At 73.5% G+C, this 26,571-nt stretch carries 22 protein-coding genes and 1 pseudogene; 5 read left to right on the top strand and 18 right to left on the bottom strand.

Annotated elements, in window-relative coordinates:
- Positions 1-1,454 (bottom strand): SufS family cysteine desulfurase (locus tag ABZS51_RS36570; protein ID WP_355451122.1); only part of this gene is annotated, 1,454 nt, incomplete at its 3' end.
- A 206-nt stretch (positions 1,455-1,660) separates the two neighbouring features.
- Here ABZS51_RS36570 and ABZS51_RS36575 point away from each other — a divergent pair.
- Positions 1,661-2,938, top strand: coding sequence for a helix-turn-helix transcriptional regulator (locus tag ABZS51_RS36575; RefSeq protein WP_355451125.1), 1,278 nt, complete (start codon positions 1,661-1,663; stop codon positions 2,936-2,938).
- A gap of 73 nt (positions 2,939-3,011) precedes the next feature.
- Here ABZS51_RS36575 and ABZS51_RS36580 read toward each other — a convergent pair whose 3' ends face one another.
- The 3 genes from ABZS51_RS36580 to ABZS51_RS36590 all read right to left on the bottom strand — a co-directional run bounded on the left by ABZS51_RS36580 (position 3,012) and on the right by ABZS51_RS36590 (position 8,159).
- Positions 3,012-6,104, bottom strand: a complete 3,093-nt coding sequence (locus ABZS51_RS36580) for a CARDB domain-containing protein (RefSeq protein WP_355451128.1) — start codon at positions 6,102-6,104, stop codon at positions 3,012-3,014.
- Positions 6,105-6,239: 135 nt separating this feature from the next.
- Complete coding sequence (locus ABZS51_RS36585; RefSeq protein ID WP_355451131.1) at positions 6,240-7,457, bottom strand: MFS transporter; 1,218 nt, start codon at positions 7,455-7,457, stop codon at positions 6,240-6,242.
- Positions 7,458-7,631: 174 nt separating this feature from the next.
- Entirely contained in the window at positions 7,632-8,159 is a 528-nt protein-coding gene (locus ABZS51_RS36590) for a hypothetical protein (RefSeq protein ID WP_355451134.1), read from the bottom strand.
- 347 nt (positions 8,160-8,506) lie between these two features.
- On the opposite strand from ABZS51_RS36590, the gene ABZS51_RS36595 reads away from it, so the two are divergent.
- Entirely contained in the window at positions 8,507-9,130 is a 624-nt protein-coding gene (locus ABZS51_RS36595) for a CBS domain-containing protein (RefSeq protein WP_355451137.1), read from the top strand.
- Positions 9,131-9,210: 80 nt separating this feature from the next.
- Here the strand turns inward: ABZS51_RS36595 and ABZS51_RS36600 are convergent, their stop codons facing one another.
- The 4 genes from ABZS51_RS36600 to ABZS51_RS36615 all read right to left on the bottom strand — a co-directional run bounded on the left by ABZS51_RS36600 (position 9,211) and on the right by ABZS51_RS36615 (position 12,296).
- Positions 9,211-9,423, bottom strand: a complete 213-nt coding sequence (locus tag ABZS51_RS36600) for a hypothetical protein (RefSeq protein ID WP_355451139.1) — start codon at positions 9,421-9,423, stop codon at positions 9,211-9,213.
- 93 nt (positions 9,424-9,516) lie between these two features.
- Entirely contained in the window at positions 9,517-10,245 is a 729-nt protein-coding gene (locus ABZS51_RS36605) for an SDR family oxidoreductase (protein WP_355451142.1), read from the bottom strand.
- Positions 10,246-10,488: 243 nt separating this feature from the next.
- A complete protein-coding gene (locus tag ABZS51_RS36610) occupies positions 10,489-11,058 on the bottom strand; it encodes a TIGR03086 family metal-binding protein (RefSeq protein ID WP_355451145.1) in 570 nt (189 codons plus the stop codon).
- Between the two features lie 17 nt (positions 11,059-11,075).
- Positions 11,076-12,296, bottom strand: a complete 1,221-nt coding sequence (locus ABZS51_RS36615) for an alpha/beta fold hydrolase (RefSeq protein WP_355451148.1) — start codon at positions 12,294-12,296, stop codon at positions 11,076-11,078.
- 93 nt (positions 12,297-12,389) lie between these two features.
- Between ABZS51_RS36615 and ABZS51_RS36620 the strand changes: the two genes are divergently transcribed.
- A complete protein-coding gene (locus ABZS51_RS36620) occupies positions 12,390-13,040 on the top strand; it encodes a TetR/AcrR family transcriptional regulator (protein WP_355451151.1) in 651 nt (216 codons plus the stop codon).
- Positions 13,041-13,157: 117 nt separating this feature from the next.
- Here ABZS51_RS36620 and ABZS51_RS36625 read toward each other — a convergent pair whose 3' ends face one another.
- On the bottom strand, positions 13,158-13,376 hold the full coding sequence (locus ABZS51_RS36625; RefSeq protein ID WP_355451154.1) for a Clp protease N-terminal domain-containing protein: 219 nt from the start codon (positions 13,374-13,376) through the stop codon (positions 13,158-13,160).
- A gap of 184 nt (positions 13,377-13,560) precedes the next feature.
- Positions 13,561-14,403 carry a universal stress protein gene (locus ABZS51_RS36630; RefSeq protein ID WP_355451157.1) on the bottom strand — a complete coding sequence of 281 codons (843 nt, stop codon included), beginning with the start codon at positions 14,401-14,403 and terminating at the stop codon, positions 13,561-13,563.
- Positions 14,404-14,645: 242 nt separating this feature from the next.
- Between ABZS51_RS36630 and ABZS51_RS36635 the strand changes: the two genes are divergently transcribed.
- Entirely contained in the window at positions 14,646-14,912 is a 267-nt protein-coding gene (locus ABZS51_RS36635; protein ID WP_310710259.1) for a DUF1876 domain-containing protein, read from the top strand.
- A 58-nt stretch (positions 14,913-14,970) separates the two neighbouring features.
- Here ABZS51_RS36635 and ABZS51_RS36640 read toward each other — a convergent pair whose 3' ends face one another.
- Positions 14,971-15,600: a nucleoside monophosphate kinase gene (locus ABZS51_RS36640; RefSeq protein WP_310710260.1), complete on the bottom strand. Its 630-nt coding sequence runs from the start codon at positions 15,598-15,600 to the stop codon at positions 14,971-14,973.
- Positions 15,601-15,861: 261 nt separating this feature from the next.
- Between ABZS51_RS36640 and kstD the strand changes: the two genes are divergently transcribed.
- Complete coding sequence (kstD, locus tag ABZS51_RS36645) at positions 15,862-17,652, top strand: 3-oxosteroid 1-dehydrogenase (RefSeq protein ID WP_355451161.1); 1,791 nt, start codon at positions 15,862-15,864, stop codon at positions 17,650-17,652.
- Positions 17,653-17,738: 86 nt separating this feature from the next.
- On the opposite strand, the gene ABZS51_RS36650 is transcribed toward kstD, so the two are convergent.
- The 7 genes and pseudogenes from ABZS51_RS36650 to ABZS51_RS36680 form a co-directional block, all read right to left on the bottom strand.
- Complete coding sequence (locus tag ABZS51_RS36650) at positions 17,739-18,209, bottom strand: PPOX class F420-dependent oxidoreductase (RefSeq protein ID WP_310710264.1); 471 nt, start codon at positions 18,207-18,209, stop codon at positions 17,739-17,741.
- A gap of 57 nt (positions 18,210-18,266) precedes the next feature.
- Positions 18,267-19,556: pseudogene (locus tag ABZS51_RS36655) on the bottom strand (DEAD/DEAH box helicase); the annotation flags it as partial.
- Positions 19,557-20,026: 470 nt separating this feature from the next.
- Positions 20,027-20,233, bottom strand: coding sequence for a cold-shock protein (locus ABZS51_RS36660; RefSeq protein WP_310710267.1), 207 nt, complete (start codon positions 20,231-20,233; stop codon positions 20,027-20,029).
- Positions 20,234-20,448: 215 nt separating this feature from the next.
- Positions 20,449-21,345 (bottom strand): N-acetylmuramoyl-L-alanine amidase, encoded by an 897-nt coding sequence (locus ABZS51_RS36665; protein ID WP_355451165.1) that lies wholly within the window; start codon positions 21,343-21,345, stop codon positions 20,449-20,451.
- Positions 21,346-21,423: 78 nt separating this feature from the next.
- Positions 21,424-23,946 carry a PEP/pyruvate-binding domain-containing protein gene (locus tag ABZS51_RS36670; RefSeq protein WP_355451168.1) on the bottom strand — a complete coding sequence of 841 codons (2,523 nt, stop codon included), beginning with the start codon at positions 23,944-23,946 and terminating at the stop codon, positions 21,424-21,426.
- Entirely contained in the window at positions 23,943-24,809 is an 867-nt protein-coding gene (locus tag ABZS51_RS36675; RefSeq protein ID WP_355451171.1) for a helix-turn-helix domain-containing protein, read from the bottom strand. The genes ABZS51_RS36670 and ABZS51_RS36675 overlap by 4 nt, the downstream gene beginning before the upstream one ends.
- 61 nt (positions 24,810-24,870) lie before the next feature.
- A partial coding sequence (locus ABZS51_RS36680; protein WP_355451174.1) for a tetratricopeptide repeat protein occupies positions 24,871-26,571 on the bottom strand: 1,701 nt, incomplete at its 5' end.

A 26,571-nucleotide genomic window follows, 5' to 3' on the forward strand; every position in this document is an offset into this window, starting at 1 on the left:
CGGTCGGGCCGCCCTCGCCGAGGGTGGCCAGGCGCACCACCACGGCCGCGCCCTGCGCCGGGGTGAGGAAGCCGCTGTGGCCGTTGATGTCGGTGCGCCAGCGCGGCGACCAGCCGTTCCGCCCACGGGCCGAAGATCCCCGGCACCAGCACCTCCTGGTACGGCCGGACACGCTCCACGCCGCCCGCCTCGAACGCCGGCCCCGGCCCCGCGCCCCTGCCCGACCTGGTCGCCCGCTCCAGCGTCACGGCCAGGTGGTCCACCTCGTCGGGCGCGTTGTACAGGTAGAACGACGACCGGATGGCCGCCGGGATGCCGAAGCGGCTGCACGCGAGCTGGGCGCAGTGGTGGCCGGAACGCACCGCGATGCCCGCCTCATCCAGGTCGGTCCGCAACCGCTGGAGCGGGACGCCGTCCACCACGAACGACAGCAGCGGCAGCCGGTCCACACCGTCCGCCGGCCCGATGAACCGGATGCCGGGCACCTGCCCGAGCCGGTCCAGCGCGTACTCGACCAGGGCCTGGTCGTGCGCGGCGATCGCGTCCATGCCGATCTCGGTCAGGAAGTCGCAGGCCGCGCCCAGCCCGACGGCCTGCGCGACCGGCGGCGTGCCCGCCTCGAACTTGAGCGGCGGCGCGGCGTACCGCATGGCGTCGACGCTGACCGTCTCGATCATCTCGCCGCCGCCGAGGAACGGCGGCAGCGCCTCCAGCAGCTCGTGCCTGCCCCACAGCACGCCGATCCCGGTCGGCCCGCACATCTTGTGCCCGGAGAACGCCACGAAGTCCGCGCCCAGCGCGGTCACGTCCACCGGGAGGTGCGGCACCGACTGAGCCGCGTCCACCACCAGCAGGGCGCCGACCTCGGCGGCGCGGGCGGCGATGGGCGCGATCGGGTTGACGGTGCCGAGGATGTTGGAGGCGTGCACGACCGCCACCACCCTCGTCCGCTCGGTCACCACGTCGGCCAGGCGGGACAGGTCGAGGCGGCCGTCGTCGGTGATGCCCAGGTAGCGCACGGTCGCGCCGGCCCGCTCGGCGAGCAGCCGCCACGGGATGAGGTTGGAGTGGTGCTCCATCTCGGTCAGCACGATCTCGTCGCCGGGGCCGACGCGTAGTCCCTCGCCGGCCCACATGAGGGAGTTCGCCAGGAGGTTGACGGCCTCGGTGGCGTTCTTGGTGAAGACGATCTCCTCGGGGCGGGTCGCGCCGACGAAGCCGGCCACGGTGCGGCGGGCCCCCTCGTACAGCTCGGTCGCCTCGACGGCCAGGCGGTAGACGCCGCGGTGGACGTTGGCGTTGGCGCGCGTGTAGTAGTGGGCCAGGGCGTCGAGCACCGCGGCGGGTTTCTGCGTGGTGGCGGCGCTGTCGAGGTAGACGAGTGGGCGGGAGCCGTCAGCGGGTGTCTCGAAGAACGGGAATGCCTTCCGAATCGACTCGACGTCGATCGCCATCGTGGCCTCCTCTGCCGTGCGGTGTAGCGGCAGTGTCGCCCGGGCCGGCGGGCGCGGATCCAACTGGAGTTGCGCCACCTGGAGCCCACGATGTCCTTCGCACGATAGCCGGGCTCCGGCCGCGGGCGCGGTGCCGGCGGGCGGCAGGAAACGGCCGCCGTTTCTGGCCGTCGGCCCGTTCGTGATCTGGCGCCTAACCTGGCCGCATGGCCGGCGATTACTTGGTCGACGGAGCGCGGATCATGGCGATGCGCCGTGCGCGCGGTCTGTCCCGGCGGGTCCTGGCCGACCTCGTGGGGTGCAGCGAGGAGTGGCTGCGGCTCGTCGAGAAGGGGGTGCGGCCGCTGGACCGGCTGTCCACCCTCATGCGCATCGCCGGTGTCCTGCGGGTCGTGGACATGTCGCAGCTGGTCGGCGGTCCCATCGCGCTGCCCGCCGTGTCAGGGCCCGCCGGGTCAGGGTCCGCCGTTTCGGGGTCCGCCATGGCGGGGCCCGGTGGGCACGCGGGCGGGCACTCCGGCGGGGCGGACGAGATGGGGCTCGCGCTGCTGTTCCCCCGCCGTCCCGCGGAGGGCGAGGCGGCCGCGGGCGTCCACCGGGTGCGCCGGCACGTGACGGCGGCCTGGGAGGTGTGGCGGCGGTCGCCGCGCCGCTACACGGAGCTCCGCCGCGACCTGCCCGGCCTGCTGGTCATGGCGGACGCCACGGCCCGCGAACCGTACCGGGCACAGGCCCAGGCGGGGGCGGGGGTGGAGCTGGGGCGGGTGTACCGGCTGTTCGCGACCGTGCTGCGGGGGTGCGGGGAGCACGCGCTGGCCCTGCTGGCGGCGGACCGGGCGGTGTCGGCCGCGCCGGGCGACCCCTCGGCCGCGGCGCTGGCGCGGGCGGAGACGGCCGAGGTCCTGGTGCGGCTGGGCCGCCCGGCCGACGCCCGCCGCGTCGCCCTGGCGGCCGCCGATCTCGCCGCCGAGGCGCCTGGACCGCCAGGCGCGGGCGGGACCCGTACGGAGGACGGATCGGAGCGCCGGTCGGCCGTGGGGGCGTGCCTGCTCGCGGCGGCGCTCGCCGCCGCGGCGGAGAACGACCTGCTGGGCGCCGAGGAGCTGCTGAACCGTGCCCGCAGGCTCGCCGGCCGGCTCGGCGAGGACCGCGACGACTTCCTGGTGGAGCTGGACCTGCGCGCCGCTTCGGCCGCGGTCCGCGTGGGCCGCCACCGCCAGGCCCTGCGGCTGGCGGAGGGCATCGACCCGGCCCGCCTGTCCACGCGGGACCGCCGGGTCCGGCAGCTCCTCACGCTGGCGACCGCCCACGCCGGGGACCGCGACCCGCGCGCCGCCGCCGCCCTGCTCCGCAAGGTCGCGGAGACCTGCCCGGAGGAGCTGAAGCACGGCGCGCGGGCGGTGCGGCTGCTGGCGGAGCTGCGGCTCCTCGACTGCGCCACCACCCAGGGCGAGCTCCGCGAGCTCACCCGCCTCACCGCCTGACCGGCCTGCGAAGAGGTGCGAAGACCTGCGAGAGCGAGGGGCGCCGCGAGCCGCGGCGCCCCTCCTCAGGACCTCAGTAGCGTTCGGCGGCTCCCGAGTTGATCTCGATGAGCCCCAGCGTGGCGTTCTGGTACGCCGTGATGTCGCCCCCGGGCGGCCCGGTCAGCACGGTCCGGGAGTGACGGGCGGCGGCGCCGACCGTGCGCAGCCCGAGCCGGTCCAGGACGAAGCTGCGCACCGCCGTGGCCGCGTTGACGCGCCGGCTGCCCAGGTTGAGGTACGTGCCCAGCAGCTCGGCCCGCAGCGCGCGCGGCTGCGGCAGCGGCGGCATCAGCGCGGCCGACACCTCCTGCTGCGAGAGCCGCCCGTCCGGCGCGGAGCCGTCGGCCCCGTCGAAGCGGGTGTCGGTGGCCTGCACCCGGGCCAGCAGCTCGGGCGTCCGCAGCGAGGTCAGCACCGCCCACACCGTGGACGGCCGCGGGTCGCGGCTCGGCGTCACCTCGGTGACCGTCGAGGTGGCCGAGGCGGTCACCGGGGCGTACGAGCAGCCGTTCGCGTTGACGTACACGACCTTGGCCTGTCCGGTCTGCGCCGTGCCGCCGGTGACGAGCAGGCTGGAGCGGGTGGTGAACCGCACGGCCGCCGTCGCCCCCGGCTCCACGGGCCCGAGCCGCCAGGTCAGCGTGCCCCCGGAGACCTCCGTCGGCCGGGGCCCGCTCCCCTGGTCGAGGGCGGTGCTGTAGTACACCTCGTCGGGCAGGGCGTAGGTGAGCGTGACGCCGGTGGCGGCGGCGCCGCCGGTGTTGCGAACGGTCAGGGTGGTGGTCGCGGCCTCTCCGGCGCCGGCGGTGGGGGTCGCGGTCGCGGCCAGGGTGAGGTGCGGCGCCCTGACGGTGCTGCGCGCCGTGCTCGTGTTGTCGGACGTGTCGGCCTCGGGCCCGCCGGCGAGGTTCTGGGCCTGGACGGTGGCGCTGTTGGTCAGGGACGAGCCGTCGTCGGCCGTGCAGGGCACGAGGTAGGCGAACGTCTCGGTGTGGTCCGCGCCGGGGGCGAGGGTCGTCCGCCGCCGCTCCGCCGTGGTGCCGTCCGGGAAGGTGTCGGTCACCCGTACGGCCGCCGCGGTCCCCCGGCCCTCGTTGTGCACCCGCACGGTGTAGGTGAGGGTGTCGCCGGGCAGCGCCTCGGCCTTGTCCACGGTCTTGGCCGCGGTGACGTCCGGATCGTAGAAGTCACGCAGGGCCAGCTCGGCGCCGAGCACGGCCGGGAACGCGATCTCGGTGCCCGACGGCGAGGACGCCGCCGCGCCCGCGTCCTTGGAGCCCACCGCGCGGTACTTGAGGGTCCCCCAGTCGTCGTGGCCGGTCAGGGTGGTGGCGCGGCCGGTGTCGCCGGGCCCGGGGGCCGTGTTGCAGGCGTCGCCGCCGTTGAGGATGGCGTCGCCGACGTTCTCGTCGTTGCCGGAGGGCATCGTGGTCAGGACGCCGTCCGTGCCGGCGAGGACGCAGACGTCGTCGTCGGAGTTGATGTCGGCCGCGACGGGAGCGGGGTCGATCACCGGAGTGCCGGCCACGACGTTGTCGTTCCAGTTCAGCGCCCCGGCTCCGGGACCGAACAGCTGGTTTCCGCCGGGGAGCCGCCAGCGGGTGAAGTCCTCGCCGTCGGCGATGCCGTCCGCCTCCACGAGCGCGGTCCTGTCGAGCGCGGCCAGCGACTGGCGCGAGTAGTCGAGGCGCCGCGGCAGCGGCTCGGGGCCCGTGGGGATGCCGATGGGGTCGAAGGCGTAGTTCATGACGCTGAGGTAGTTGGGCTTGAAGTTGGTGCGGTCCGTGCCGCCGTGCGGGAGGCCGAGGGCGTGGCCGAGCTCGTGCATGATGCTGCCGGACTGGTCGCGTACGGTCCCCACGTCCGCGTCGGCGGCCCCGGTGCCCTTCTTCAGGATCTGCCGGTCGTCGGTGCCCGGCTTGACCTCGGTGTCGCAGGCGCGGTCGGTGCCGACGAGCACGTTCTCGCCCATCTTCACGTCGGTGGAGGCGGGCGTCGTGTCGAGCGTGCCGTTGTCGCCGGGGGCGACGCAGACCGTGCGCCAGCCGCCGAGGGTGACGATGAAGTCCTTGCCCCCGCGGTCCGTCTCGCAGCAGCGGCCGGAGCTCAGCCCGCCGGCCGTGAGCTGGTGGCCGAAGATCGCGTAGTGGGCGTACGGGGCGAGCAGCGGGCTGAAGTTCGCGTTGCGGGCGGCTCGGTAGGCCGCGTCCAGGCCCATGACGGTCTGCTCGGGGATCGGCTTGCCCGCCACGTGCACGAAGTCGACGCCCTGCGTGGTGGTGAAGCCGGGATACGGGCAGGGTGACACGGGATCGACCGGCCCGTCCTCGAAGGCCCGCTCGACCTCCTCGATCGCCGCGTCCTTCGGCTCGTGGCTGTGCCCGTCGGCGGCGCCGGTCATGTAGTCGATCTGCGCGACGACCGTCTTGCGGCAGGGGTTCGCGCCCATGGCCTTGAGGTCGTACCGCATCGAGCCGTCCTTGTCGCGCACGCCGAACCGCTCGATGACGTCGTAGATGCCGTCGCCGTCGATGTCGGGCAGGGGGGTCAGCCGCTCGATCTTGACGCCGACGGTGAGGGCGACGCCGTCGTTGGTGTCGGGGAAGTTCGGGTCGCCGTCACCGGTGATGCGCTCCTGGCCGGGGGTGATGAGGTCGCCGGGGGCGGTCCAGGTGTCGGTGCCGATGTCGTACTGCAGGTCGAGGTCGTCGTCCTGATTCTGGGGGCTGATGTCCATGTGGTCGTCGCCGAAGTTGGTGCCGTCGTCGTAGTCCCACAGCCGCACCAGGACCGGCACGGTGGTCCTGTCGTCGGGCACCTGCACGTCCTGGGTGAAGACCCACGGGTCGGGGAAGTTGCTCGGGTCGAACACGTCGTCCTGGACGTACGGCTTCCGCAGCAGGGGACCGTCGCCGATGCGGATCTCGGGGAAGTAGTCGCCGTCGCCGCCGTCGTCGTCGGGGTTCTCCCCCTGCTGGATCCAGGTGATGGAGAGCTTCAGCCGGACGTCGGTCGCGGCCTTGGCCGGCGCGGCCACGGCGGCCAGCGCGGCCGTGACCAGCAGCAACGCGGCGAGGATCGCGAGCGCTCTGGCCCGGACCGTCCCGCCGGAGTGAGGATGCATGACAATTCCCCCTGCCATCTGATGTGACTGTGGCAAGGATTCAGAAGGGGGAGTTCCGGCGCATGAGTAGCCCTCCACTCGGATGAGGCTTTGCGGGGAATTGGGGCGGTGCCGGGATATCCCGCACCGTACCGGTCAGAGCACCGACTTGACCCGCCAGATGAGGACCGCTCCCAGCGCGGAGACGAGCGCCGAGACCAGGTAGAGGCCGCAGTAGCCGCCGAGGTAGGTGAGGATCACGGATGCGGCGGCCGGCACGATCACGTACGGCAGGCTGCCCATGAGCTGCGCCACGGCCAGGTCCCGGCCGTGGTCGCCGGGCGCCGGGAGCACCTGGGTGATCAGGGCGCCGTCCACGCCGATGTAGATCCCGTACCCGACGCCGAGCACGACCGCGCAGACCAGCGTCATGGTCCAGGTGGGCGACAGGGCCAGCATGACACCCGCCGCCGCCATGACGCCCGAGCCGGCGAAGACGAGGATCCGGCGGCGGCCGAGCCGGTCGGACAGCCAGCCGCTGACCACCGAGAGCGCGACGACCGACGCGCCGTTGACCGCGACGACGGTCAGCAGGTCGTCGGGGCGGCCGACGACGTCCTCCAGGAAGTACGGGATGTAGAGGGTGCCGATGCCGTACCCGAGGGTCATGAGGAAGCGGGTGGCCAGCGCCCAGGCGTAGTCGGGACGGCGTCGCGGGTCGATCCGGTAGCCGTCGAGGAAGCCCTTCCACGTGAACGGCCGGCGCTCCCCGGCGGGTGGCCGCGGGTCGCGGGTGACCACGACGAACGGCACCACCAGGATCAGGACGCCGGCCAGGACCAGGTAGCCGGAGGCGGGAGCGGTGGTGGCCGCCAGGATCAGCCCGCCGCACACCATCGCGGCGGCCTGCGGCACCGCGCCCCAGCCGAGGACCAGGCCGCGCTGGGCGACCGGCACCTGGTCGGGGACCGTCGTGTTGTAGCCGGCGCCCACGGCGGACATCCCGACGGACAGCAGCAGGGAGCCCACGGCCACACCGGTGACGGTGTCCTGGGCGGCCAGGAACACGAAGGCGGCGGCGCAGGCCAGCGCCCCGCCCACGATCCATGGCCGGCGACGGCCGAGCCGGCCCCGGGTGCGGTCGGACAGCGCGCCGAACAGCGGCCCGGCGATGATGCCCGCCACGGCTCCCATCGCGCTGACCCACGCGAACCCGCCGATCTTGCCGGTGGGGTCGATGCCGGCGATCTGCTGCGGCATCAGGAACGTGCTCGGCGACTGGGAGGCGATCTGCGCGCCGAACCCGGCGACGACGTAGGCGACGATCCAACCGGGCCCCACGCGGCGCGTGGGGGTGAGCAAGGGCATGGACATCGGACCGGCTTCCCTGCTGGGGGACGGAGGGCATGACACGGTGAAGATGAGGTGCGCTCGTGATCACCGATATTCGATCATGGTCTTGGCCCGGTTCACAATCCCGCCTCCCCGTCCCCGGTGACGCGCGAACGCCCACCCCGGGATCGGGGTGGGCGCGGGCCTGCCGGGGAGCTACTTGAGGATGGGGTGGCGCCGGACGATGGGCAGGGCCCCCAGGCCCAGGGTGGCGCCGGCGCCGGTCAGGGCCAGGCCGGCCAGCACGATGGCGTACACGACGTGCTCGTCCATGAAGGGGTTGGTGGTGAGGGGCAGCTCCGCGGCCCACATGAGGGCCAGCATCAGGCCGCCGGCGACGGCCGCGATCCGGGTGCCGACGCCCAGGACCAGGGCCAGGCCCATGCCGATCAGCCCGGCCATGAACAGCCAGTCCACCCACGCCTGACCGGCCAGCGCGGAGAACAGCCCGCCGAGCGCGTTCTCGCCGGTGCCCTTGAGGAAGCCGGTGGTCGGGCTGCCGCCCGCGGTCCACGCCTTGGCGGCGGGAGTGGCGAAGCCCCAGCCGAAGGTCTTGTCCAGGAACGCCCACAGGAACACCCAGCCGATCGAGAGCCGGGCGGCGGCCCAGACGTAGTCGACCGGGCGGCGCGCCGTCCCGGCCGTGGGGGCGTCAGCGGCGTTGCGGGGGAGGGTGGCGGCCATGACGGCCTCCTTTTCGTTACCGGGTCGGGGGATCGGTTGCGCAGTTCAAGAACACCGCGTCCGCCGCCCGGCGAGCAGAGCCGGAAGGACCCGCCCACCGGGACCTTCCAGCCCTGCCCGATGGGACTTTCGGCCCTGCGGCGCCTCGCCCGCAGCGCCCCGTACCGCCGCGCCCGTCGGCACCATGGCCGGAATCGTGCCGTACGAAGGGGAATCTTCCCAGGTCGGAACGGGCATCAAGCCTGCGGCCGGAGGTGACGCCCACCGCCGCCGCCCGGACCGCGCCGACGAAGGTCCGCCGCGTCCGGCCAGGCCCAAGAGCATCGGGCGGGGAGGGACGGGTAGCCATGCTGGTGCGGGACATCATGTCGAGCCCCGCCGTGACGGTCCGGCGCACCGCCTCGATCCGCCGGGCCATCCGGCTGCTGCACGGCCACGACATCGCCGCCGCCCCCGTCCTCGACGACGCGGGCCGGCTGGTCGGCCTCGTGTCCGAGCTGGACCTGCTGCGCGGTGAGTTCCGGCCCGGCCCGGGAACGACCGCCGACCCCTCCCCGGCCTCCTCCGCGCCGCCGCCCGGCGAGGTGTGGCAGGTCATGACGCACGCGGTGATCACCGTGACGGAGACGACGGACGTGACCACGGCCATCGACCTCCTGGTGGGCAAGCAGATCAAGAGCCTGCCCGTGCTCGCCGGCCAGGAGGTGGTGGGCATGGTCGGCTGCCGCGACCTCATGGGCGTACTCGCCCGCCCCGACGAGGAGCTGTGCGAGGAGGTGGTGGCCGCCCTGCGTGACCACTACCCGTACGGCCCCTTCTGGGAGGTGACCGTGCGCGACGGCGTCGCCGAGCTGCGCCCGGTGGCCGGTGACGTGCCCGACCCCGGATCGGAGGACGCGCTCGCCGAGCCCGTCACCGACGTGCTGGCCCGCACCGTGCCCGGCGTCGTCCGGGTCCGGCGGCTGAGGTGATCGGGAAGCGGCTTCCGCCGACTGGCCCTGCGGCTTCGAGGAGCGGCGCCGTCTTCAGCCGCCCGGCGGGTGGTTGAGGGTCAGGCGGCCTGGAGTGGCGTGGTGGGGAAGGGCACGCCGGTGAGATTCCGGCTGATCTCCAGCAGGCGGGTGCGGGCAGCGGCGTCGTATGCCTGGTGGCGGGCGTGGGCGGGGCAGGCCCGGTTGAAGTAGGTGCCGGTGACCTTGGCCAAGGTGGGGTCGGTGACCAGGCGGGCGGTGTGAGTGACGCCTTCGTCCAGGGCGCTCTGCACGGTGAACAACGCCTACGCCGCCGCGCTCACCGACGCCGTCGTCGCCGTGGCCACTCACGCGTCCTGACCGCGGCGGGCTCCTCCGCTGTCGGGTCAGCGACCGGAAGGAAGGGTGAGGCCGCCGTTGACCTCGATCACCTGGCCGGTCATGAACGCGTTGGTGGCGGCCAGCAGCACCGCCTGCGCCACGTCCGCGGCCTGACCCACCCGGCCGACCGGGAGCGCGGCGGCGTGCTCGGCGAACGTGGCCTCCCGCTGCTCGGCGGGCAGCTTGTCCCACCAGGGGGTGTCGATGATGCCCGGGGAGACGGCGTTGACGCGCATCGGGGCCAGCTCGGTGGCCAGCGGGCGGATCATCGCCTCCAGCGCCCCGTTGATCGCGGCCAGGCCCGCCGTGCCGGGCAGGGCCGCCCGTGCGGAGCTGGCGGTGATCAAGGTGATCGAGCCGTTCTCGCGCAGCCGGGGCAGGGCCGCCTGGAGGATTCGTACGTGGACCCAGAACTTGCCCTCGAATCCGCCCCGCAACTGCTCCAGATCCAGGCTGGCGAACGGGCCCGCGCCCGAACCGCCGCTCAACGCCAGCACCAGGTCGTCATAGGTGGCCTCCTGGGCGAAGAAGCCCCTGACCGCCTCCTCGTTGGTGCCGTCCACCCGCTCGAAGGCGACCTTGCCGCCGATCCGCGCGGCGGCCTCGGCCAGGCGTTCCTCGCCACGGCCGGTGATCACGACCTCGGCTCCCTGCTGGGCGAACAGCGCGGCGCTCGCCTCACCAATGCCCGAACTGCCCCCCATCACCAGAACTCGCCGGCCATCAAGCGTCATGTCGATCTCCTCACTCAAATGATCCTTATCAGGGATGGCGCTGTTCTGAGCGTCTCCGGCACACCGTCCGCCTCAGCGAGGATCTCGTTCTCCTCCAGGGCGAAGCTCCGCGCCGACCTCACAGCCACCCCATCCCACGCTGGATGACGGTAACTCATCGCTGTCCCGCACGAGCCGCCCAGCGGGTGGTTCAGTGGGTGGTGATTCCTCCGGCGTCCCGCCGTGCGCGAGGTCGCACGGGGGTCAGCAGTGTGCGACCTCGCGACCGAGAAAGGCCAGAAGCCGCCGGTGGGCGGGGGCCTCGTCCGCTGCCGGCAGGGCGGGTCCGAACATGCCGGGCCGGCGGAAGGCGTCGAAGTCCATGCCCCGCATGATCGTGAGTAGTTCGCCGCAGGACTCCTCGTCGATGAGGTGTTCCTGGCCGGTGGCGAGTGCCAGGTCGGCGCCGTGCACGAGAACCTCGGTGAGGTGGATGAGCGCGGCCATCGAACCGGGGACAGCGCCGAACCCCAGCCGCACGGTGCCGTCCAGCGCGCCCGGTCGATGCCAGGCCACGCGGTCGAGGTCAGCCGCGAGGGTGTAGGCGGCCTGCGGGTCGGCGCCGAGCCAGTCGTCCTCGTGGGCGGCGCCGGCGTCGGTGCCGGTGAGTTCGGCGGCGAAGATGCGCATGCCGCCGACCAGGTGGTTGAGCTCGGCGCGTACGTCCCAGCCGGGGCAGAGGGTGGGGTCGTCGAGCCGGTCGTGCGCGATGCCCTTGACGATGGCGGCAGTCATGTCGAGGGCTCGGCCGATCTGGTCGATCACAGGGGTCATCATGGTCTCCATCGAGGTCATGCGTTCTTGGCGAGGACGTCGTCCAGCCAGTCGTAGACGCGGGCGAAAGCCAGCCGCTGGGCACCGGACTGGCAGTGCGCGTCGGCGCCCTGCTCGGCGGTGAAGGTGAGCAGCGTCTTGGGGCAGGTCAGGTGTTCGTGCAGCAGGTCGGGCTGACCCTTGAAGAACCCGTCGTCGGCTCCGGCGCAGACCAGGGTGGGGCAGGTGATCTTCTCGGCGATGCCGCCGCGCAGATGGTAGTCCAGGTAGGCGGCGCCGAACGCGCGGGGAGTGCCGACGCCCATGGCGAACATGCCGTGCTCGATGGCCCAGCGCAGCATCGGGCCGGCGGCCATCGCCGCCTCCATCATGGCGTCCAGCTCCGGGTCATGCTCGGCGCGCAGCCGTCGCTCGGCCTCGGGCCGCGGCAGCGGAACGCCGGAGGTGGCTATCTCGCCCAGGTCATAGACCCCGTCCAGGCAGATGAGGGCGGCGACGCGCTGGTCGAAGGCGGCCGCGCGGGGTGCGAGCTGGCCACCCATGCTCACGCCGAGCAGCGCGATGCCGGACGGATCCACCTCGGGACGGGTCAGCGCGTAGTCGATGACAGGGCCGACCACGTTCTCCCAGTCGGGGCGGAACATCAAGCCCTGGCTGTGGCGGGTGCCCGGCTGCCCGGGCCCGTCGAAGGCCAGCACCGTGTAGCCGCGCTCGACGGCCGCGGCGGCCCCGAAGAAGTGCATCTCCTCCACCGTGCCGTCGAACCCGTTGTGCATCACCACGGTCGGCCGCGCGGCGCCGGAATCGTCGGCCCGGTACAGGTAACCGGGCAGGACCGTGTCCTCGTAGGGGATCTCGACCGGCTCGACGGCCGGGGTGAACAGCGTGGCGGCCTGGCGAAAGGAGGCCACCGAGAGGTCGTAGGCGTGCCGGATGCGCGGGTCGGCGGCGTCTCCGTGCAGGAAGAACTCGGCCGCGCGGTAGTAGTTCGACGCGCGGAGGAAGGCGTCCCGGGCGCTGATGCGATGGCCACCCTTCAGGGCCGCCTTGCCCTCGTCGGCCACCCGGTCGGCGGTGGCCAGCCACTCGTCGTGCCAGCTGTCGTAGTCGCCAGAAGTGATCCGCTGGCTGGTGACGGCGACCTCGCCGAAGTCGGCGCCGCCGTAGGTGATATGCCCCAAGATGCGCAGGGTCTCGTACCAGAAGCTGGGGTTGTCGGGGAAGAACAGCGGCTTCATGATCGCTCCTTAAAGCAGGTGCCAGCTGCGACAGGAGGACTGTAGGGCACGGTTCAGAGCAAACGCAAGTGGGGTCTGCGTTAAGATGGGCGCATGGCGGAACAGCAGCGAGCCCGGCGGCCCGGAGGGCGCAGCGCCCGCGTACGCGCGGCGGTGCACCAGGCGGTCACAGGCCTCATCGCCGAGCGCGGCCACGGCGCCTTCACCGTCGGTGACGTCGCCGAACGTGCGGGCGTGGCCGACACCAGCGTCTACCGCCGCTGGGGCACCCTGGAGAACCTGCTCATGGATGTGGCGATCACCTGGCTCACCACCACCTCGCCCATCCCCGACACCGGCAGCCTGGAGCAGGATCTGCGGGCCTACGCCGCCGGTGTGACCCGCGACATCACCGGCCCCGACGGGCTCGCGGTGCTGCGCCTGGTCATCACCCTGTCCACGGCCGGAGAGGACGGCACGCGGGCGCGGGACGCGTTCCTGGCCGAGCGCGCACGCCAGATCCAGGGCATGCTCGATCGCGCCCGCGAACGGGGGGAAGACCCGCCGGAGGGCCTGGACATCCTCGACCACATCCTGGCCCCGATGTACATCCGCACCCTGTTCGGGGCGGGGCCGCTCACCCCCGACTACGTCGACACGCTGGTCGAGCGCCTGCTCGCGCTGCGCAGTCCCGCCGGACGACGCACAGTCCCCCATGCCGTTCCAGACGAACCGCGCCAGTCGTGGACGGTGGTGGAGGGGTAGACCAAGACCTCGGCGTCGCCGTACCGCACGCGCAGGCCGTCGGCCCGGAGCGCCGCGCCGGGAACGGGGTCCGCGCCGGCCCCGCGCCGGGAACGGGGCCGGCGCCGGGGACGGCGCTCACGCGGGCGTCTCCTGGGCGAGCGCCCACTGAAGGCGCGCCATCAGGCCCTCGCGGTCGATGCCCGCCAGGGTCAGGGCCCGTGGCACCGTGCCGGCCTCGGCCCGCAGCACGCCCAGCAGCAGGTGCCGGGCCTCGACGGCCGCCGATCCGTCCTCGCGGGCCTCGTCGGCTCCGCGCTCGATGATCGTGTTGATGTAGCGGTCGATGGGGGCCATCGTCAGCGTCTCCTCAGCCGGACGCCCCCGCGATGAGCCGCTTGGCGTGCTTCTTGTGCACCGCCTGCCGCGTCACACCGAGGGCTTCGGCGACCCGCGGTCAGCCCCAGCCCGCCCGCACGGCCTGCTCGACGGCGGCGTCCTCGATCTGGTCGGCCAGCCGCCGCAACGCGGCCACGGCCCCTCAGCGGGCGCGCACGACAGCCACGGGGCAGTCCGCGTGGTGCAGGACGCCGCGGCTGACAGAGCCGACGAGCGTCGAGGCCAGCGCGCCGTGCCCGTGCGAGCCGACCACGAGCAGGTCGCTCTCGGTCGACGCCTGGCGCAGCGCGTCCACCGGGTGCGCCGCCTGGACGTCCTCCTCGACCGTGACCTGCGGGTACTCCTTCTTGAACCGTTCGAGACGGTCGGTGATGATCTCGTCCGCGGCCTCGCGGATCGCGTCCATGTCGTTCGGGCACGGCGCGAACGCGTAGACGGGCATGTACCAGGCGTAGACGGCGCGGATGGCGCAGCCGCGCAGCCTGGCCTGCTCGAACGCGTACGCCAGGGCGGGCTCGCACTCGGGCGAGTCGTCCACGCCGACCCCGATCCGGTCGTGCCGCCGGTCGGTCTCGCCGCGTACGACGACGACGGGGCAGCTGACCTGGCCGGCGACGTGGACGCTGACCGATCCCAGCAGCGCGCCCGCGAACCCGCCGAGCCCCCTGTTGCCGACGACCACCTCGGCGGCGTCGGCCGCCTCGTCGCGCAGCACGATCGCGGGCGGCCCCTCGATGAGCCGCGTGCTCGTCTCGACGGACGGCTGGCGCTCGCGCGCCACCGCGAGCGCCTCGGCCAGCGCCTGCTCCCCGCCCCGGACGAGCGCGGCGGGCCACTGGGCGGCGGGGAACTTCGCGATCTGGTACGGCGAGCGGTCCACGGCGTGCACGACGCGCAGCGGCTGGCGCATACGCAGGGCGTCGTCCGCCGCCCACTCGACGGCCGCGCGCGCGTGCGGCGAGCCGTCGACACCTACGATGATCATGGTTGCCTCCCTGTCCACTTCCATCGCACCCGCATGGGCCGCCGGACGGCAGGGCCGTTGGTCCCGACCGGTGAGGCCGAACGGCCGCCGGAGGCCGCCCCGCCGAGCCCTCCCCACCGGGGGCGCCCCGTCGAGCTGGGGCGATTCGGCGGCGTCGCGCGGGGCACGCCTCCCAGGGAGGGGTGCCCGGCGCGACGAGAGTGCGACGAGACGGGCACGGGACGCGAGGCGAGGAGACGGCGATGAACGCCAAGCAGTGGACCGTGCAGATCTACATCAGCGAGGACGAGGGCGACGAGCAGACGCTCGCGCGAGCCGTCCTGTCGGCGCGCGGCACGAGGTGGCACGAGAGCGTGGGCGTCGCCCGGCGCAACCCGGCCGACCGTCCGGTCCCGGAGATCGGCGACGAGCTGGCCGCCGGCCGCGCCCTGATGGACCTGGCCGACAAGCTCCTCGGCGACGCCGCCCGCGACGTCGCCGACCTGGGAGGCCCGGCCCAGGTCCGGTGAGCACCGGCCCGTACCGTCACGGCCGGCCCGTCACGGCCGGCCCGTCATGACCGGCCCGTCACGGCTGGTAGGACGGCAGGCCGAGGCGCTCGCGGATGGTGCGCTGGATGGTGGCCTTGTCGCTGCGGGCGTCCACGCTCGTGACGTACTCCTTGCCGCGGAACAACTCCAGCACCGGGTCCGTCTTGTCGTGGTAGTCGCGCAGCCGCCGGGCCAGTGCCTCCGGCGTGTCGTCCTCGCGGGCGACCAGCTCGCCGCCGCACACGTCGCACCGGTCCTCGGTCTCGGGGCGGTGGGCGATGAGGTTGTAGTCCATGCCGCAGCGTGAGCAGAGGCGCCGGGCCAGCACGCGCCGCCGCACCTCCTCGTCGGGCAGGTCGAGGTGGATCACGCCGTCGATGTCGTAGCTCTCCAGGAAGAATTCGGCCTGCCGCCGGTTGCGCGGGAAACCGTCCACGACGAACCCGTAGTTCCAGTCGTGCTGCTGGAGGCGTTCACGGACGACGTCCTCGACCAGGTCGTCGCCGACCAGCTCGCCCGCGGCGACGATGCGGCGTACCTGGGCGCCGATCTTGGTGTGCTGCTTGACGTGCCACCGGAAGATCTCGCCGACGTTGATATGGGTGAGGTCGAGGTCGTCCGCGAGCAGCTTGCTCTGGGTGCCCTTGCCACTCCCCTGAACGCCCATGATCACATATTTGCGCATGTCCCATTGTCGGTCGCCACGGACCACGGGCGGGTCGCAGGGGGCGGACGGCGCGTCGTGTGGACAGAGGAACGTTGACAGGCGAACCAACCAAGCGCATGCTTCATGCTGTGACGGGGGCCACATCCCCAGCCCGTTCGTCGCGTTCGCACCGGCGCGAGGTGCCATCGCGGTTGTTCCTCCGGCCGCCGCCGGCGAGCTCCGCCGTCGCGGCGCACGCACGTCGAAGGGATCGGATCCTGCATGCCTGAGCTCAGCACGTCCGAGACTGTCCCCACGGCCCCGCCCTCCGGGCCCACCCGGCGCGCCCTGCTGCGTGGCGCCGCCCTGACCGGCGGCGCCCTCGTCGCCGGCGCCACCCTCGGCCGCCCCTCCCCCGCCTACGCGCAGGCGGAGTACGACGTCGTGGTCGTGGGATCCGGCGCGTCCGGCATGACCGCCGCGCTGACCGCCGCCAAGCGCGGCCTGAGCGTGGTCGTCGTGGAGAAGGCGCCGACCTTCGGCGGATCCGCCGCCCGCTCCGGCGCCGGCATCTGGATCCCCAACAACGAGGTGATCCTGGCCGCCGGCGTGCCCGACACCCCGGCCAAGGCCGCCGCCTACCTCGCCCGCGTCGTGGGTGACACGGTGCCCGCGGCCCGGCAGCAGGCGTATCTCGCCAACGGCCCGGCCATGATCTCGTTCGTCATGCGCAACAGCCCGCTGCGCTTCCGCTTCATGGAGGGCTACTCCGACTACTATCCCGAGTACCCCGGCGGCATGCCGAACGGCCGATCCATCGAGCCCGACCAGCTCGACGGCCGCATCCTCGGCGCCGAGCTGGCCCGCCTCAACCCCTCCTACATCCCCACCCCGGCCGGCCTGGTCGTCTTCAGCGCCGACTACAAGTGGCTGACGCTGGCCGCCGTCAACCCCAAGGGCCTGGAGGTCAGCGCCGCCTGCCTGGCCCGCGGCACCGCGGCCGCGCTGCGCGGCGAGAAGCCCCTCACCATGGGCCAGGCCCTGGCCGGCGGGCTGCGCGCCGGGCTGCTCGCGGCCGGCGTCCCGGTCTGGCTCAACACCCCGCTCACGGACCTGCGCATCGAGAACGGCCGCGCCACCGGCGTGCTCGTCGACCGCGAGGGCGCCCAGACGCTGGTCAAGGCGCGCCGCGGCGTGATCGTCGGCTCCGGCGGGTTCGAGCACAGCGCCGCCATGCGCGCGGAGTACCAGCGGCAGCCCATCGGCACCTCCTGGACGGTCGGCGCCCGGGAGAACACCGGCGACGGCATCGAGGCCGGCGAGCGTGCCGGCGCCGCCCTGGACCTCATGGAGGACGCCTGGTGGGGCCCGGCCATCCCGCTGCCCGGCGAGCCGTACTTCTGCCTGGCCGAGCGGACCCTGCCCGGCTGCATCCTGGTCAACGGCAAGGGCGAGCGCTTCGTCAACGAGGGAGCGCCGTACAGCGACGTCGTGCACATCATGTACGACCGCGACACCCCGTCGGCGCCGCACATCCCGGCCTGGCTGATCGTGGACCAGAACTACCGCAACAAGTACCTGTTCAAGGACATCGCGCCGCTGCTGCCGTTCCCCGACTCCTGGTACGACAGCGGGGCCGTGTTCAGGGCGGCGACCGTCGAGCAGCTCGCCCAGAAGATCGGCGTCCCGCAGGCGGCGCTGCGCGCGACCGTCACCCGGTTCAACGGGTTCGCGGCCACGGGCAAGGACACCGACTTCCACCGCGGCGACAGCGTCTACGACCGCTACTACGCCGACCCGTACGTCAAGCCGAACCCCTGCCTCGCGGCGCTGTGGCTGCCGCCGTTCTACGCGTTCAAGATCGTCCCTGGCGACCTGGGCACCAAGGGCGGCATGCGTACGGACGCGCGGGCGCGCGTGCTGCGGGCCGACGGGTCGGTCATCGCCGGCCTGTACGCGGCGGGCAACGCCAGCGGCGCCGTCATGGGTCACAGCTACGCCGGGGCCGGCTCGACGCTGGGCCCGGCCATGACCTTCGGCTACGTGGCGGCGAACGACATCGCCTCCGCCTGAGCGAGCCGCCTGCCCCGGGCGCATCCCCGCAGGGCCCCGGCCGCCGCCCGCCCCCTCCAGCGGGTGGCGGCCGGCTCCGGGGCGGGTCAGTCGCCGGCGGCCAGGCGCGCCGGGAACCCGCCCGTGGCGATGGGCCCCCAGCGGTCGATGTGCAGCCGGATGAGCGACTTGCCCTGCCGCTCCATCGCCGTCCGGTACTCGTCCCAGTCGGGGTGCTCGCCCGCGATGCACCGGTAGTACTCGACCAGCGCCTCCAGGGACTCCGGCAGGTCCAGCACCTCGGCCCGCCCGTCCACCTGGACGTACGGGCCGTTCCAGTCGTCGGACAGCACGCAGATCGACGTCCGCTCGTCGCGGCGGGCGTTGCGGGCCTTGGCCCGGTCGGGGTAGGTCGAGACGACGATCCTGCCCTCGCCGTCCACGCCGCACGTCACCGGCGAGAGCTGGGGCCGCCCGTCGGCGCGGGTGGTCGCCAGCAGCCCGTGGTGCCTGGGGCGCAGGAACTCCAGCAGTTCGGGCAGGTCGACGCGGCGCGCGGTCGCGATGTTCGGAGCCATCCGGTGCCTCTCCCTAGTCACGTGTCCGGGGCGAGGCCCAGGCTATCGGCGCGACCGTTACCTGAACCGTCGGGTGTTCCGTCCCGGCCGGCGGTTGGCGACCGGTGCGGCGATGGTCACCGGGATCCCCGAGGGGGTCTGGGCGCCCGTGATACGCCTCAGTTCGGCCTCGCCCGAATGGACCTGGCTGGTCTGCGGGACGATACCGGCGTCGGCCATCAGGCGGGTCATGTCACGGCGCTGGTTGGGCAGGACGAGGGTGACGACGCTGCCGGACTCGCCCGCGCGGGCGGTGCGACCGCCGCGGTGCAGGTAGTCCTTGTGGTCGCTCGGCGGGTCGACGTTGACGACGAGGTCGAGGTTGTCGACGTGGATGCCGCGGGCCGCGACGTTGGTCGCCACCAGCACCGTGACGTGGCCGGTCTTGAACTGCTCGAGCGTGCGGGTGCGCTGGGGCTGGGACTTGCCCCCGTGCAGCGCGGCGGCGCGTACGCCGCTGCTGAGCAGGCTGTCGGTGAGCCGATCCACGGCGTGCTTGGTGTCCAGGAACATGATCACCCTGCCGTCGCGCGCAGCGATCTCCACAGTGGTGGCATGCTTGTCGGCGCCCTGGATGTGCAGGACGTGGTGCTCCATCGTGGTGACCGCGCCCGCCGAGGGGTCGACCGAATGGACCACCGGGTCGCTCAGGTAGCGGCGGACCAGCAGGTCGACGTTGCGGTCCAGAGTGGCGGAGAACAGCATCCGCTGGCCACCTGGGCGCACCTGGTCGAGCAGGTGGGTGATCTGCGGCATGAAGCCCATGTCGGCCATCTGGTCGGCCTCGTCCAGCACGGTGATGCCGACCTGGTCCAAGCGGCAGTCGCCGCGCTCGATGAGATCCCTGAGCCGTCCCGGCGTCGCGACGACGACCTCGGCGCCGCTGCGCAGCGCACTGGCCTGCCGGCCGATCGACATGCCGCCGACGACGGTGGCCAGCCGGAGGTTCAGTGACCGGGCGTACGGGGTGAGCGCGTCGGTGACCTGCTGGGCCAGCTCCCGCGTGGGAACGAGGATCATGGCCAGCGGCTGCCGCGACTGGGCACGCTGTCCGGCGGTGCGGACGAGCAGGGCCAGGCCGAAGGCGAGTGTCTTGCCCGACCCGGTGCGCCCCCGCCCCAGGACATCCCGGCCGGCCAGGGAGTTCGGCAACGTGGCCGCCTGGATCGGGAACGGCTCGTTCATGCCCAGGCCGGTGAGCGTCTTCATCAGCGCGGACGGCATGTTCAGTTCAGCGAATGTCGCGGCTGCGGGCAGGGCCGGGGTGACGGTGACCGGCAGCGCGAATTCCCCCTTCAGCGCGGCGGGACGCCGCCCGTAACCACCGGAACGGCCGGAGGCGCCTGAACGGCCCGAAGCCGACGAGCCGAATCGGCCGCGCCTGTTGGCAGAGCCGCCCGTGCGGGAGGGGGAGTAACTGTCGTGCGTGCGAGTTGCATGGTTCATGCAGAACCTTCCTCGGTACGGCACGTGTCAAGTGATTCCCAGCGCGACGAGCGGCACAGAGAATGGCGAGCACGAGCCGAAGAAAAGACGAGCCGAGCCGGCGGAGAACAGCCTGGACCCGGACGTCGAAACGGGGGGCATTTCGCCGACAAGAACGGCGGCTGAAATGCCGGTCAAAAGGGGCTGGAGCGGGCTTGTGCCCGGTCCGGAGCCATCAGTGGTCCATCCGGTGTGCGGTCCGTGAGGCCGTCACGACGCATCGGGTACCACAAGAGCAACGAGCTGGGGCCCACACCCTACGGCGCGGGCCCCAGCTGCGTGGTGCCTCAGGGTCAGGCGGGAACGATGTTCTCGGCCTGCGGGCCCTTCTGGCCCTGCGTGACGTCGAAGGCCACCTTCTGGCCCTCGTGCAGCTCGCGGTAGCCGCCCTGGGAGACGATGTTGGAGTAGTGGGCGAAGACGTCGGCGCCGCCGCCGTCCTGCTCGATGAAGCCGAAGCCCTTTTCGGAGTTGAACCACTTCACGGTTCCGTTAGCCATGTTGATCTCCTCTTGATAGGTGCAAAGCCGAAACCCGCATCGCGCGGATTCCGCGTCGCCGCGATAGGACCACACCCGGAGAAGACCGGAAAACAAAAATGCACCTGAGGTTACATACCGTCAGGTGCACACAAGTTCTTATGGGTACCACAACTGCAACTGGGTCTAACCTAGCACACAGCCGGCCGTGCTGTGCACGCCCCGGGACGCGGCCGTCATCCGTGGAGATAGCGCGTGATGCCCGCGGCGAGGGCGGTGGCCATGCGCTGCCGGAAGGCCGGGGCCGACATCTTGGCGGCGTCGCCGCGGTTGCGCATGTTGCCGCACTCGATGAACACGGCGGGCCTGGTCGACAGGTTGAGGCCGCCGAGGTCGGTGCGGACCGACAGGCCGTTCCTGGCGGTGTACGTGGCGAACGGCAGGCCGGTGCCGCGGTGGAAGTCGTCGCGGACGTCGAGCCCCAGGCGCCGCGACGGCCGGATCACGGCGTCGTTGTGGCCGGCGACCAGGCCGGGCAGGATCACGTGGAAACCGTGGCCGGACGGCGCCGCCCCGTCCCCGTGGATGGACAGGACGACGTCGGCCCGGGCCTCGTTGCCGATGACGGCCCGCCGGGTCACGCACGGGCCGACGCCCCTGTCGTCCGGCCGGGTGAGCACGACCGTGGCGCCCTCGGCCTGGAGCAGCGGGCGGAGCCTGCGGGCCACGTCCCAGGTGAAGGCGTGCTCGGGGTACCCGGCGTCGGTGCTCGTGCCGGTGGTGTTGCACGGCTTGCGCCCGGTGATGACGTCGACCTGTCGGTTGATCTGGGTGGGATGCGCGGCGTTGCCGCCGTTGTGGCCGGGGTCGATCACGACGACCTTCCCGGCCGGCGGCTTGCCGCTCCGCCCGCCCTGCGGCTGGGCGGAGGCGCCGGAGGTGCCGGTCCGCGAAGGGAGCGGTGACGAGGACGGGCCGACCGGGGGCGCGGGGGCCGTGGTGCCAGTGGTGCCAATGGTGGCTTTGGTGGCCGTGGTGGCCTCGCGGACGGGCGGGACGGCGCCGCCGCCGCACGCCGTGGCCATCGCCAGCAGCGCGGCGGCGATCGCCGGTGCCTTGCCGACGGCGCGCATGCCTCGTACCGTACCGGCCGGGGCCGTCCGCGCCGGTCTGGTTTCCCCCCGGATTCGGAAGATCGCCGTCGCGCCCGCTCACGGCAGCAGTTCGACCGTGCCCCGCTCCCCGTCCACCCGGACGCGGTCGCCGTCGCGCAGCCTCATGGTGGCGTTGCCGGTGCCCACCACGGCCGGGATGCCCAGCTCCCTGGCCACGATCGAGGCGTGCGACAGCGGCGCCCCCATGTCGGTCACGACGGCCGCCGCGCGCGGGAACATGGGCGTCCACCCCACGTTCGTCAGCGTCGTCACGAGGATCTCCCCCCGCTGGAGCCGCTCGCCCTCCTCGGGGCCGGACAGCACCCGCACCACGCCCTCCACCACGCCCGGCGCGCCCGGGAAGCCGGTCACGGTGTCGCCGGCGGGTGCGGCCGGGCCACGCGCGTCGTAGAGGTCGGCGCGCCGGTCCGGGTCCGCCGCCCAGCGCACCGGGTCGAACCGGCCGACGATCAGCGCCGGGTACGGCGGCAGCGCGGCGTACCGCTCGTAGGTCGCCCGCCGTACCGCGACACGGGCGAGCGGCGCGTCGGAGCCGCGCAGCACGGCCAGGATCTCCTCCAGGTAGAGGAAGAACAGGTCGTCGCCGCGTCCGGTCAGCTCGCCGGCGCGCACCACGAACGCGCGCAGCACCCAGAACGCCCGCACGACCTCGGAGCGGGTGGCCTCGCGGTCGCGCACCACCGCGTTCCAGCGGCGTACCCGCTTCCGCATGCCCGCCACCCGGCGCGGGTAGCGGCGGGCGAAGCGCTCCCAGGCGGCGTCGCGGGCCTCCCGCTGGCGCTCCAGCAGCGCCTCCGTGCCGGCGGTGACGTCGCGCAGACCGGCGAGCGCCGTGTCGATCCAGGCCGGGTCCTCGCCGGGCCGCGGCATCGACACCTCGAACTCGTGCGGCCCGCGATGCCCGTACGTCCGGGCGTAGGTGTCGCGGTCGATCTGGCCGGCGGCGAGCCGGGCCAGGCCGGTCACGGGGCCGAGGCTGGCCAGCTCGCCGTCGGCGCCCGCGCCGGTCAGCAGGGCGTCGGCGTCGGCCTCGCCGACCAGCTTGCGCAGCCGGTCGCGGGTCCAGACGAGCGTGGCCCCGCCCTGGCGGCCGGCCGCCTCCAGCATGCGGCAGGCGGTGACGAGGTGCGGCCCGATCTCGTCGTCCCAGAGCGCGGCCAGCCCGGGGCCGGTCGCGGTGGCGGCGATCCGGGCGCGCAGCTCCTCGCAGCGCCGCTGGGAGGTGGCGAGGAACGGGCGCATGCCCTTGAGGTTCTCGCGCACGCGGCGGCGCAGGGTCAGCGCCATGGGCAGCGTGCCCTTGACGATCTCCCAGCGCGAGGCCGTCAGCAGCGGCACGTCGAGGCCGGGCGGCAGCTTGCCGAAGACGTGCTCGACGGCGCCGAGCCGGCTCTGCATGCCGAGGGCGCGGGCGATGGAGAAGGTCACGCTGAGATTCATGTAGAAGCGGCCGCCGATGTTGCCGACCAGGTCGAAGCCGGGCAGCGTCGAGGCGTGCATCGCCTCGTGGATGAACAGGCGCACGAACGACCAGGTGGCGGGCGTCATCACGTCGGGGATGGCCTCGCCGAGGTTGCCGGCGGTCCACAGGTGATCGGCCTTGAGGCTGTCGTTCCACTCCTCGACCTCGGGGGCGAGGCCGGTGACGGGGCGCGCCTGGAGGATGAGGAACGCGCCGCCGCTGCGGGCCCACTCCACGTCCATCGGCGTGCCGTACAGGTCCTGGATGCGGGCGCCCAGCTCCGCCAGCCGTACGGCCTGCCCGTGGTCCAGCACCGGACGGCGGCGCAGCTCGGCCGGGACGGGCTCCTCCCGGGTGCCGCCGGGGACGCGCACGGTCATCACGGCCTTGTCCCCGATCCGGGTCCCGGTCACGGCGCCGTCCGACACCGCGATCGTGTCCGGGGTGACCTGGCCGCCCACGACGGCCTCGCCGAGTCCCCAGGAGGCGTTGACGACGGACGTGCCCCGGGCCCCGGTGACGGGGTCGGCGGTGAACATGACGCCCGCCGCGTCGGCGTCGACCAGCTCCTGCACGACCACGGCCAGCGCCACGTCGTCGTGCGGCACGCCGTTGTGCTCCCGGTAGGCGATGGCCCGCTCGTTCCACAGCGAGGCCCAGCAGCGCCTGACCGCGTCCAGCAGCCCGTCGCGCTCGACGCCGAGGTAGGTGTCCTGCTGGCCGGCGAACGACATGTCCGGCAGGTCCTCGGCGGTGGCGGACGACCGCACGGCGACGACCTTCCCACCGTCCCGCGCGCCTGTCCCGGAGGAGTCCGCGCCCAGCGCGTCGTAGGCGGCACGGATCTCCGCGGCCAGGCCGGCCGGCAGCTCCCGCCCGGCGAACAGCTCGGCGATGCGGGCGGCGTCGTGCCGGGCGGCGGCCTCGGCGATCAGGTCGCGGAACCCGGCCGTGAACTCCCGGTAGGCCGCCGTGGTGATGTGGAACCCGCCGGGCACGGGCAGCCCCGCGCGGCTCAGCCGGGCCAGGGAGGCGCCCTTGCCGCCCACGGTCTCCAGGTCGGCGCCCTCGTCGTCGAACGGCAGCACGAGCTTCATGCCCGGGTCTCCTCTCCGCCCACCAGAGCGTCCGCTCCCGTGGCTCCCGCCGTGACTCCCGCCGGGGCGCCCGCGGCTCCCGCCGGAGCCGTCAGGGCTTCGGCGGCGACGCCCAGGGACGCCGCCAGCTTGCTCAGCGCGATCTCACGCATGCTGCCGAGGTAGCGGAGGGTGGCCTGCCGGACGGCGCGCGCCCCCTCCTCCCCCTGCGGCATCCCGGAGCCCAGGGCCAGGTCCACCGTCTCCGCGATCAGGTCCGGCAGCCGCTCGCCTGCGGGCGCGGACTCCGGCGGCAGCATGTCCCGCGTCAGGAGGAACCCGTGGAGGACGGCGCTCAGCACGGCGACCTGCTCCTGCGGCGTGCGCCCGGGCCGCAGGGCGCCGTGCCGGTCGAGCACCGCCAGATAGTCCTCGAACGCGGCCATCTGCCCCAGCATCACCCGGCCCGCGCCACCGCCGGTCCCGGATGCGCCCACCCCGTCCACCGCGCCGAGGCGCTTCTGCCGGACGAGCTTGCCGAGCACCTCGGAGTCGTGCGTCAGCAACGCCGTCATCAGCGGCCGGCGCAGCAGGCCGGCGGCGATCTCGCGCAGCAGCCCGCGCAGCGTCGCGGGCGCGGCGGCGGTCACCTCCTCCAGCATGGCGACGCGGTCCCTGCGCAGCAACGCGGAGAAGAGCGCCTCGCGGGTCTTCCAGTGCAGGTAGATCGTGCCCTTGGCGACACCCGCGTGCCGGGCCACGTCGTCGATCGTCGTCTTGTCGTAGCCCCACCGCAGGACCAGCTCAGCGGCGGCGTCGAGAATCCGGTGCGCCCGCTCCAACCGGCTCGCCGGGTCCTGTGGCGGCCTTCCCGTCCTGGCCATCTCGCCTCACCTCAGTTTCATGACTGAATGAGACTATTCGGTCAATCAATTCATCGCAAGATCACCCGATCTTCGCCAGGAGTTCGGCCGCCTGCCGCGCGAAGGCGGGGTCCTCGGTCGCCACGGCCAGCTCCAGCATGCGGCGGGCCATGCCGACGTCCCCGTGGGCGTGCTGGATCTCGCCCAGCCGGAAGGCCGCCTCCGCCACCAGGTCCGGCCGGTCCGTGAGGGTCAGGGTCAGCTCGTAGTAGCGCAGCGCGCCGTCGCGGTCGCCCAGCCAGTAGCACAGCTCGCCCAGGTGGGCCGCCGCCATGCCGGACTCGGTGTCACCGGCGTCGATCACCCTCTGGTACCAGCCCAGCGCCTCGGGGAAGTCACGCGCCCGCTTGGCCAGCGCCCCCAGGTACATGGCCGCCAACGCCGCCGTGCGCCCGTCCGCATGCCCGCCCGTGAGGCCCCCCGCCGGACCACCCGCGGGACCGCCCGTGAGGCCGCCCGTGAGGCCGTTCTCGGCGTCGAGGGCCCTGAGGTACCACGTGCGGGCCTCGGCCTCGTCCTCGTCGTGGTACGTCCGTCCGATGGCGATCATCGCGCGGGCCGCCAGGCCGGGGTCGCCCGCGTCCAGGACGCGCCGGTAGACCTCGCGCCCCTCGTCCACCTCGCCCGCGGCGACCAGGGCCTGGCCCAGCACGCTGAGGGCCGTGGCCTCGCCGGTCCCGGCCGCCGCGCGCAGCGTGCGCAGGGCCGCCTCCGTGTCGCCCTGGCGCTCCTGGAGCATGCCGAGCAGGCTGCCGAACACGCCCGGCACGGGACTCTCGGCGTCGCCCGCCTGGCGTTCGGCCAGGCTGTAGAAGGCGTCGGAGTCACCCTCGGCGTCGAGCAGCGTGAGCAGCCTGCCTCCGGCCACGAACCGCACGTCGGGGTCCTCGTGCTCGTTCAGCCGCTCGAACACCGCCCGGGCCTCGGCGGTCCGCCCCAGCCCGGCGAGCCGCTCGGCGACGTCCAGCTCGGCGAGCGGGCCGGACCCGGTCAGCTCGTAGTAGGAGCGGACCGCTTCGGCGTCCTCGCAGCTGGCGCCCAGCTCACGCGCGGGCGCCGCCCCGTCCTCCCCCATCAGCGCCAGCACCCGTAGGGCCTGCGCGTGGTCACCGTCCCCGTGCGCCCGGCGGGCCATCGCCTCCAGCTCCTCCAGCGCGGTACGCGCCAGCGCGGTGGGCGTACCCGCCGCGGCGGCGAACGCCTCGGCGGCGCCGGACAGATCGCCCTCCTCGCGCAGCCAGGCACCGAGCCGCAGGCCGCCCCGCGCCATCGCGTCCGGGTCCCCCGACGCGACGGCCAGCCGGGCCTCGCGCACGGCGGCGGCCGGGTCGCCCATCGCGTGCAGTACGGCGGCGAGGTCGGCCCGGATGCTGTCCGTCAGGCCCGCGAACCCGGTGTCGATGCCCGCGCGGTACCTGACCTCCGCGCCCCGCAGGTCGCCCACGGCCTGGCAGGAGTCGCCCCATACCCAGTAGCCCAGCGCGACGGTCTCGGGGTCGCCCGTGCCCACCGCCCGCTCGGCCTCGGCCACGGCGGCCTGATAGTCCTCCTGCCAGAACAGGTGGACCACCAACCGGCGCAGGGATTCGAGGTCGCCCGCCCCGGCCCCGGCGGCCAGCGCCCGGCGGGTCCCCTCCGCGTCGCCGAGGTCCTCCAGCACGCCGGCGAGCGTGGTCGCGGTGGCGGGCATCGCGTGCCGCAGCGCGTCGGCGGCGCCGGGCAG

The organism is Nonomuraea sp. NPDC005501 (assembly GCF_040605905.1).
Lineage (GTDB): Bacteria > Actinomycetota > Actinomycetes > Streptosporangiales > Streptosporangiaceae > Nonomuraea.

Excerpts from the sequence above, each read along its gene's own strand:
- ABZS51_RS36575 (WP_355451125.1), top strand. The coding sequence starts at position 1,661 with ATGGCCGGCGATTACTTGGTCGACGGAGCGCGGATCATGGCGATGCGC.
- ABZS51_RS36580 (WP_355451128.1), bottom strand. The coding sequence starts at position 6,104 with ATGCATCCTCACTCCGGCGGGACGGTCCGGGCCAGAGCGCTCGCGATC.
- ABZS51_RS36585 (WP_355451131.1), bottom strand. The coding sequence starts at position 7,457 with ATGTCCATGCCCTTGCTCACCCCCACGCGCCGCGTGGGGCCCGGTTGG.
- ABZS51_RS36590 (WP_355451134.1), bottom strand. The coding sequence starts at position 8,159 with ATGGCCGCCACCCTCCCCCGCAACGCCGCTGACGCCCCCACGGCCGGG.
- ABZS51_RS36595 (WP_355451137.1), top strand. The coding sequence starts at position 8,507 with ATGCTGGTGCGGGACATCATGTCGAGCCCCGCCGTGACGGTCCGGCGC.
- ABZS51_RS36605 (WP_355451142.1), bottom strand. The coding sequence starts at position 10,245 with ATGACGCTTGATGGCCGGCGAGTTCTGGTGATGGGGGGCAGTTCGGGC.
- ABZS51_RS36610 (WP_355451145.1), bottom strand. The coding sequence starts at position 11,058 with ATGACCCCTGTGATCGACCAGATCGGCCGAGCCCTCGACATGACTGCC.
- ABZS51_RS36615 (WP_355451148.1), bottom strand. The coding sequence starts at position 12,296 with ATGAAGCCGCTGTTCTTCCCCGACAACCCCAGCTTCTGGTACGAGACC.
- ABZS51_RS36620 (WP_355451151.1), top strand. The coding sequence starts at position 12,390 with ATGGCGGAACAGCAGCGAGCCCGGCGGCCCGGAGGGCGCAGCGCCCGC.
- ABZS51_RS36625 (WP_355451154.1), bottom strand. The coding sequence starts at position 13,376 with ATGGCCCCCATCGACCGCTACATCAACACGATCATCGAGCGCGGAGCC.
- ABZS51_RS36630 (WP_355451157.1), bottom strand. The coding sequence starts at position 14,403 with ATGATCATCGTAGGTGTCGACGGCTCGCCGCACGCGCGCGCGGCCGTC.
- ABZS51_RS36635 (WP_310710259.1), top strand. The coding sequence starts at position 14,646 with ATGAACGCCAAGCAGTGGACCGTGCAGATCTACATCAGCGAGGACGAG.
- ABZS51_RS36640 (WP_310710260.1), bottom strand. The coding sequence starts at position 15,600 with ATGGGCGTTCAGGGGAGTGGCAAGGGCACCCAGAGCAAGCTGCTCGCG.
- kstD (WP_355451161.1), top strand. The coding sequence starts at position 15,862 with ATGCCTGAGCTCAGCACGTCCGAGACTGTCCCCACGGCCCCGCCCTCC.
- ABZS51_RS36650 (WP_310710264.1), bottom strand. The coding sequence starts at position 18,209 with ATGGCTCCGAACATCGCGACCGCGCGCCGCGTCGACCTGCCCGAACTG.
- ABZS51_RS36660 (WP_310710267.1), bottom strand. The coding sequence starts at position 20,233 with ATGGCTAACGGAACCGTGAAGTGGTTCAACTCCGAAAAGGGCTTCGGC.
- ABZS51_RS36665 (WP_355451165.1), bottom strand. The coding sequence starts at position 21,345 with ATGCGCGCCGTCGGCAAGGCACCGGCGATCGCCGCCGCGCTGCTGGCG.
- ABZS51_RS36670 (WP_355451168.1), bottom strand. The coding sequence starts at position 23,946 with ATGAAGCTCGTGCTGCCGTTCGACGACGAGGGCGCCGACCTGGAGACC.
- ABZS51_RS36675 (WP_355451171.1), bottom strand. The coding sequence starts at position 24,809 with ATGGCCAGGACGGGAAGGCCGCCACAGGACCCGGCGAGCCGGTTGGAG.